This window comes from Pseudomonas sp. PS01299 (assembly GCF_029960145.1).
In the GTDB taxonomy this organism is placed as follows: domain Bacteria; phylum Pseudomonadota; class Gammaproteobacteria; order Pseudomonadales; family Pseudomonadaceae; genus Aquipseudomonas; species Aquipseudomonas putida_A.
Window position 1 is genome coordinate 1 of the sequence record NZ_JASCPO010000338.1, and the last position, 4,618, is coordinate 4,618.

The 4,618-nt window shown below is 61.9% G+C and carries 4 protein-coding genes; 2 read left to right on the forward strand and 2 right to left on the reverse strand.

Annotation, left to right across the window (positions count from 1 at the left end):
- Positions 1-129: 129 nt before the first annotated feature.
- Positions 130-1,377 carry a TIGR03862 family flavoprotein gene (locus QMX91_RS29145; RefSeq protein ID WP_134787389.1) on the forward strand — a complete coding sequence of 416 codons (1,248 nt, stop codon included), beginning with the start codon at positions 130-132 and terminating at the stop codon, positions 1,375-1,377.
- Between the two features lie 187 nt (positions 1,378-1,564).
- Here the strand turns inward: QMX91_RS29145 and QMX91_RS29150 are convergent, their stop codons facing one another.
- Together QMX91_RS29150 and yedA are read right to left on the reverse strand one after the other, a co-directional pair.
- The gene (locus tag QMX91_RS29150; protein WP_135296623.1) at positions 1,565-2,902 is read right to left on the reverse strand and encodes a DEAD/DEAH box helicase; all 1,338 of its coding nucleotides are present in this window, start codon (positions 2,900-2,902) and stop codon (positions 1,565-1,567) included.
- A gap of 65 nt (positions 2,903-2,967) precedes the next feature.
- Positions 2,968-3,909, reverse strand: coding sequence for a drug/metabolite exporter YedA (yedA, locus tag QMX91_RS29155; protein ID WP_282413779.1), 942 nt, complete (start codon positions 3,907-3,909; stop codon positions 2,968-2,970).
- A gap of 163 nt (positions 3,910-4,072) precedes the next feature.
- Between yedA and QMX91_RS29160 the strand changes: the two genes are divergently transcribed.
- Positions 4,073-4,525 carry an Lrp/AsnC family transcriptional regulator gene (locus QMX91_RS29160; protein WP_027612871.1) on the forward strand — a complete coding sequence of 151 codons (453 nt, stop codon included), beginning with the start codon at positions 4,073-4,075 and terminating at the stop codon, positions 4,523-4,525.
- Positions 4,526-4,618 lie beyond the last annotated feature (93 nt).

Below are 4,618 nucleotides of genomic sequence, written 5' to 3' on the forward strand. Positions count from 1 at the left end.
GCTCGCGATGGCGGACCGACATTCAGCACTTATGTCGCCTGATCAACCGCCATCGCGAGCAGGCTCACTCCTACAAAGGTCTGCGCTGTTAGAATGCGCGCCTTATCCCGCCATACCGCAGCGCACGCCATGACCCAGACCTCCGCCTCCCACCCCGCTCACGTCGCCATCATCGGCGGTGGCCCCGCCGGCCTGATGGCCGCCGAAGTGCTGAGCCAGGCCGGCGTGCGCGTCGATTTGTACGACGGCATGCCGTCGGTGGGGCGCAAGTTCCTGCTGGCCGGGGTCGGCGGCATGAACATCACCCACTCCGAGCCTTACCCGGCATTCCTCGCGCGCTACGCCGAACGCGCACCGCAGATCGCGCCGTTACTGCGCGGTTTCGACGCCGACGCGTTGTGCCGCTGGATTCATGAACTGGGCATCGAAACCTTTATCGGCAGCTCCGGCCGGGTGTTCCCCACCGACATGAAAGCCGCGCCGCTGCTGCGCGCCTGGCTCAAACGCCTGCGCGACAGCGGCGTGGTTATCCACACCCGCCATCGCTGGCTCGGCTGGGATGAACACGATGCGCTGCGCATCGCCAGCCCCGACGGCGAAATCACCGTCAAACCCGACGCCACCCTGCTCGCCCTCGGCGGTGGCAGTTGGTCGCGCCTGGGTTCGGATGGCGCGTGGATGCTGCCTCTGGAGCAAAAAGGCGTAGGACTGGCGCCGTTGCAGCCGAGCAATTGCGGCTTCGAGGTGCAGGCCTGGAGCGAATTGCTTGTCAGCAAATTCGCCGGCGCACCGCTGAAAAATGTCGCCATCGGTTTGAACGACGATATCCCGCGCTTGGGCGAATGCGTGATTACCGCAACCGGGGTCGAAGGCAGCCTGATCTATGCGCTGTCGGCACCGATTCGCGAGGCGATCAATACGCAGGGTTCAGCCACGGTGCACATCGATCTGTTGCCCGGCCGACCTGTGGATAAATTGCAGGCAGCGTTGAGCAAGCCACGCGGTTCACGCTCGATGGCCAAGCATCTGCACAGTCAGGTCGGAATTGATGGGGTGAAAGCGGCGTTGTTGCGCGAGCTGACCGACGCAGCAACCTTCGCTGATCCGGCGTTGTTGGCGCGGGCGATCAAGGCGTTGCCGCTGACCTTGGTGAAAACCCGTCCGCTTGACGAAGCGATCAGCAGTGCCGGTGGCGTGACGTTCGAAGCGCTGGATCAGCGTTTGATGCTCAAGGCGTTGCCGGGGGTGTTCTGTGCGGGGGAAATGCTCGATTGGGAAGCGCCGACAGGTGGCTATCTGCTGACCGGGTGTTTTGCCAGCGGGCGGGCGGCGGGGATTGGAATGTTGCAGTGGCTCAAGTCCGAGGTGCCTGCCTGAACCCTCACCCCAACCCTCTCCCCGAGGGAGAGGGAGCCGACCGAGGTGTCTGGCGTAACACATCGACCTGAAAGACCGAGTCGATCGTGGATTCACAGCAGCAGAATCAGGTCGGCGTAGAATTCAAGCATCCTCCAATCAGTCCCCTCTCCCTCCGGGAGAGGGTTAGGGTGAGGGGCTTTTGGCTTTAAGGCTTGCGCTTACGCGGCCCGGTATTGAACACCGGCACTTTACGCACAGGCTTGATCGACGGCTCCGGCGCCTGGGTGTCGCCACTGTCGACCCACTTGCCCAGATTGCGCTTGCCACCGCCGCCGGATGCTTTCGGCTTTTTCGGTTTCTTCGGCTTCTTGATCACCTGACCGCTGGCATCGGTATCCGGCACGCGGTGCTCAGGTTCGAAATCCGGCTCGTTCTGACGCTTCAAGGTCTGACGGGTGAGCATCTCGATTGCCGAGAGCATGTTTACTTCATCCGCGCACACCAGCGAGATCGCCTCGCCCGTCGCGCCCGCACGGCCAGTACGACCGATGCGGTGGATGTAATCCTCGGCGACGATCGGCAGGTCGAAGTTGACCACCAGCGGCAAATCTTCGATATCCAGACCACGGGCGGCGACGTCGGTCGCCACCAGAATCTGCACTTCACTGAGTTTGAAACGATCCAGCGCACGCTGACGGGTCGCCTGCGGCTTGTCGCCGTGGATGCCGTCGGCGTTTACACCGAGGCCCTGGAGTTTTTCCACCAGCGCGTCCACTCCATTGCGGGTCTTGGCAAACACCAGCACCTGCTTCCACTTGTTCTTGCGCATCAAGTGCACGAACAGTTCCGGCTTGCGCTTCTTGTCCACCGTCACCACCCACTGCTTGACGGTGTTGGCCGCGACGTTGCGCGGGCTCACCTCAATGCTCAGCGGATCGTTGAGCATCTGCCCGGCGAGCAGGCGGATGTCGTCGGAGAAGGTCGCGGAGAACAGTAGCGTCTGGCGCTTCTTCGGCAGCATGCGATAAATGTTCGCCAGTTCTTCGGAGAAGCCCAGGTCGAGCATGCGGTCGGCTTCATCCAGCACCAGAGTTTGCAACTGATCGAGTTTCAACGCGTTCTGGCGGAACAGGTCGATCAGGCGACCAGGCGTGGCGACCAGCACATCAACGCCGCCGCGCAGCTTCATCATCTGCGGGTTGATGCTGACGCCGCCGTACACCGCATACGTGCGCAATGGCAGGTTTTCAGCGTATTGGCGCACCGACTCATGAACCTGCTCCGCCAGCTCGCGGGTCGGCACCAGAATCAGTGCACGCGCCGAATTGGCGGCCACTTTCGGTCCTTCCATGGCCAGCAACTGCAGCAGCGGCAAGGCGAAACCGGCGGTCTTGCCGGTGCCGGTCTGGGCCGCAGCCATCAGGTCGCGACCGGCCAGAACGGCCGGAATGGCTTGCGCCTGGACCGGCGTTGGAGTCTGGTAGCCGAGCTTCTCGAGGGAGCGCAGCAAGGGTTCGATCAGGCCAAGGGTGGCGAAAGTCATGGGAGTACCGTAGGAAAATTCAGCGCAATTGTGCGACACGAGTGTGCAATGGCGCGCAGTTTACCCTAATTCACACGCTGTTCTGCTGGAACGGCGGTCTTCGGCGGCTCCACGACGAGCGGCTGCGCCGGTCGCCGCCACTGCGGCAGACCGATCAGCACCACGGCACTGATGATCACCAGCATCGCCAGCGCTTCTTCCATGCCGATGGTCTCGCCGACAAACACGATCCCCAGCAACACCGCCACCGCCGGGTTGACGTAGGCATAACTGGTGGCCGCCGCCGGACGCACGTGTTTGAGCAGGTACATGTAGGAATTGAAGGCGATGATCGAGCCGAAGAAGATCAGATAACCCAAGGCCAGCCAGCCTTCCATCGGCGGCAAGGCTTGCAGATGTTCGCCGCTGACGGCGCTGCCGATCAGCAGCACCACGCCGCCCACCAGCATCTCCACGGCACTGGCCATTGCCCCTTGCGGCAGCGGCAGGTGTTTGCTCCACACCGAGCCGAACGCCCAGGTCGCCGCCGCAAAAATCAGCAGCGCCGCACCCAGCGGGCTCGATTGCAGATTGGAACCCATGTTGAGCATGGCGATGCCGACAATTCCCAACGCCACCCCGGCCCATTCGAGGCGCGTATTGCGCGCGCCCCAGAAATAGCCGCAGAGCAAGGTGAACAACGGCACCGTCGCCACCGCCAGTGCCGCCACGCCGGAAGCCACGCCAGTGTGCTCGGCGACACTGACCGCGCCGTTACCGAAACTGAGCAGCAGAATCCCGATGATCCCCGCCGCTTTCCACTGCGCCCAGGTCGGCGCCGGCGCCCCGCGCCAGCGCAGGAAGGCGTACATCAGGCTGCCGGCAATCACGAAGCGCACCCCGCCAAGCATCAGCGGTGGCCAGTATTCGACGCCGAGGCGGATCACCAGATAGGTTGATCCCCAAATCACATACAGCGCGAAAAACGCGGCGATCAACGGCAAGGAAAAACGGCGCAAGGCAGGCATGGGCAGCTCGACAGTCAGAGGCAGGGTGTGAATTATTCTAGAAAGGCCCGCGAGCAAAAATAAGCTACAAAACCTGTTTATCGCGCCGGTACACTTTTGAAACAACGGAGATCGACGGGATAAACCACGATTTCGAAAGTCTGGCAATTTCAGGAGTCCGGCCTTGGACAAATACGACCGCATGCTGCTCAGCGCCCTGTTGGAGAACGGTCGCGCGTCCTACGCCGATCTGGCGCGCAAAGTGAACCTGTCCGCCCCGGCAGTGGCCGAGCGCGTGGCCAAGCTTGAAGCCGCCGGAGTGATCACCGGGTATCAGGCGAACATCGACCTGTCGAAAATCGGCTTGCCGATTCAGTGCATGATCGAATTGCGCCTGCACCAGAACGGCAGCCAGAAGGTCTACGACGAACTGGTGAAAATCCCGCAACTGACCGAATGCTTTCGAGTGACGGGCGACCCGTGCGTGATGATGAAGGGTGCGGTGGCATCGATGACGGAGCTGGAAGAGTTGATCAATCGCGTGGCGAAGTTCGGCTTCAGCAAGACCTCGATTGTGTTGTCGAGCGCGATCGAGAAGCGCGTGCCGCTCAGCCATATAGAAGGCAACGGTAAGTAATCAGGAACTCAGAAGATCCAAATGTGGGAGCGGGCTTGCTCGCGAATGCGGTGTGTCAGACAACCTTTTGCCGAATGACACACCGCTTTCGCG